The organism is Streptosporangium sp. NPDC051023 (assembly GCF_040689595.1).
Classification (GTDB): Bacteria; Actinomycetota; Actinomycetes; order Streptosporangiales; family Streptosporangiaceae; genus Streptosporangium.
The window spans coordinates 1-2,678 of the sequence record NZ_JBFBCE010000051.1; the positions used below are offsets into that span (position 1 = coordinate 1).

Annotated in this window: 1 protein-coding gene; it reads left to right on the plus strand. The window is 68.6% G+C overall.

The features are described from left to right. Positions 1-263 precede the first annotated feature (263 nt). The coding region (locus AB0395_RS29200) for a tetratricopeptide repeat protein (RefSeq protein ID WP_366286439.1) at positions 264-2,678 on the plus strand (2,415 nt) is incomplete at its 3' end.

Here is a 2,678-nt window from a genome sequence, read left to right on the forward strand (position 1 = left end):
CGTGTCCGCGGGAGCCTATCAACGCGGCGGGATGCCGTTGCGCGCACCCTGCCGTATTGTTGTGGGGGGGTATCATGAGGCGGCGCGGCGCGCCGTCGCCCGGCCTTGCGCCCGCTCGGCGGCCGGGCATGCGGCCTGGGGGCCGGTCCCGGCCGCCAGCGGCTCCAGGCCGCGAGCCTCTCGCCCCGCTCTGATGCCGTCAGTATTGCGGTTTGGTAGCAGATTCCTCCCCGCAGCCATCCCTCCTGTCGCACGCTCCGACGATGGTGCTTAACCAGACCGGCGACCGCAACAAGGGGACGCTTTCGGTGAGAGATCTACAGCCCTTCAATGGTCGCTGGCGCGGGATCTCTCTGTGGGTGCGCCGTCATCTCCTGGTCTGGATCATCACAGCCACCGCGGTCAATGCCGCGCTGATCGCGGTGACCACGATGCTGATGCAGCTGCCCGGCCAAAGCGACTCGGTGATCACCCTGGCCATCTTGATGGTGCTGACCTGCTCGGCCCTCGCCATCGCATTGCCGATCATCGGGCACCGCGTCGAGGACGCCCACCGGCGAGCCGAGGAACGCCTCCAGCGTGACCAGCGCGTCGCCGCCTTGCTGGCTCACGGCCACCCCAGCCGTCTGCTTCTGGAACAGGTCAATCCTGAGCGATTGGGGGCCACCCCCACCCGCTACACCCGCAGCGGCAACGCCCCCTACGTCTCCCGCACCCCCGACGACGAGCAGATCCGCACCGCCCTTACCGCGCCCGGACCGCCGTTTCCGTTCGTGCTGGTGTGGGGGCCCACCAAAGCCGGGAAGTCCCGCACCCTGGCCGAAGCCCTGCACGCGGCGCTGCCCGCCCGCACCCAAGTCCTGCTGCCCGCCGACGGCCAAGCTCTGGCCGAGCTGACCCGTCTGGGCCTGCCCTTCAGCTCCGACGGCCCGGCCCTGGTGTACCTGGACGATCTCACCGTGGCCGATCTGGAAGCCCTGACCGCCGCGGTGCTGGACACCATCGCCGAACGGGCGGTGTTCGCGGCCACCATGACCGCCACTCGCCGCAGCCAGATCCTCGCCTCAGGTGGTGACATCACCCACACCGCCCGAGCGGCCCTGGCCCGTACCCACAACAATGGCGAAGGCCATGAGCTGGCCTTTCGTGCCCTCACTCCTGAGGAACACGCCCAGGCCACCGCGCTGTATCCAGGGGAGGCCTTTCGCGGCAGCATTGCCGAAACCCTGGTCGGTGGCACCGAACTCATCGCCAAGTACCGCGCCGGACAGGACGTCAGCCCCGCCGGGTACGCCATCGTCCAAGCCGCCATCGACGCCCGCCGTGCCGGCCTGCCCCGCCCCCTCACCGACGCCGAACTCACCCGCCTGTTCGCGGTCTACCTGCCGCGTGTCCGCGCCGGAATGCCCGCCACCACAAGCGCCTACCGCAACGGGTTGTACCAGTGGGCCGCCGTTCCGATCGCCTCTCAGGTGGCCCTGCTCACCCCCGCCCCTGAATCCGCCTCCCGCACCGACACGCCAGCCCCACACCCCGGATGGGAGGTTCTGGACCACCTGTTGTCCGCCGATGAGGGCGCCCTTGCCGACTGTCCGGCCCGGCCCATTCCCGAGGAGTTATGGGCTGAGCTGATCGATGTGGCCACCCCTGCCGATGCCCATGCCATCACCTACGCCGCTTATGAACGTAAGCAGCTCAGTCATGCCATCACCGCGGCACGAAAAGCCATTACCAGTTCTGACCCTGACGAGGCACCAAAGGCAGCCGTCAACCTGGGAGTCCTGCTGGGTGAGCAGGGTGAAGTGGAGGGGGCGCGGGCCGCCTATCAGCTGGCCATCGACTCCGGCCACCCTGACGAGGCACCAAAGGCGGCCGTCAACCTGGGAGTCCTGCTGGGTGAGCAAGGTGAAGTGGAGGGGGCGCGGGCCGCCTATCAGCTGGCCATCGACTCCGGCCATGACCAGGCACCAACGGCAGCCGGCAACCTGGGAATCCTGCTTAAGCAGCAGGGTGAAGTGGAGGGGGCGCGGGCCGCCTATCAGCTGGCCATCGACTCCGGCCACCCTGACCAGGCACCAAAGGCAGCCTTCAACCTGGGAGTCCTGCTGGGTGAACAAGGTGACCCCGAGGGGGCGCGGGCCGCCTATCAGCTGGCCATCGACTCCGGCCACCCTGACCAGGCACCAACGGCAGCTGTCAACCTGGGAGTCCTGCTGGGTGAGCAAGGTGACCCCGAGGGGGCGCGGGCCGCCTATCAGCTGGCCATCGACTCCGGCCACCCTGACCAGGCACCAAGGGCAGCCTTCAACCTGGGGATCCTGCTTAAGCAGCAGGGTGAAGTGGAGGGGGCGCGGGCCGCCTATCAGCTGGCCATCGACTCCGGCCATGACCAGGCACCAACGGCAGCCTTCAACCTGGGAGTCCTGCTGGGTGAGCAAGGTGACCCCGAGGGGGCGCGGGCCGCCTATCAGCTGGCCATCGACTCCGGCCACCCTGACGAGGCACCAAAGGCAGCTGTCAACCTGGGAGTCCTGCTGGGTGAGCAGGGTGAAGTGGAGGGGGCGCGGGCCGCCTATCAGCTGGCCATCGACTTCGGCCATGACCAGGCACCAACGGCGGCTATCAACCTGGGAGTCCTGCTGGGTGAGCAGGGTGAAGTGGAGGGGGCGCGGGCCGCC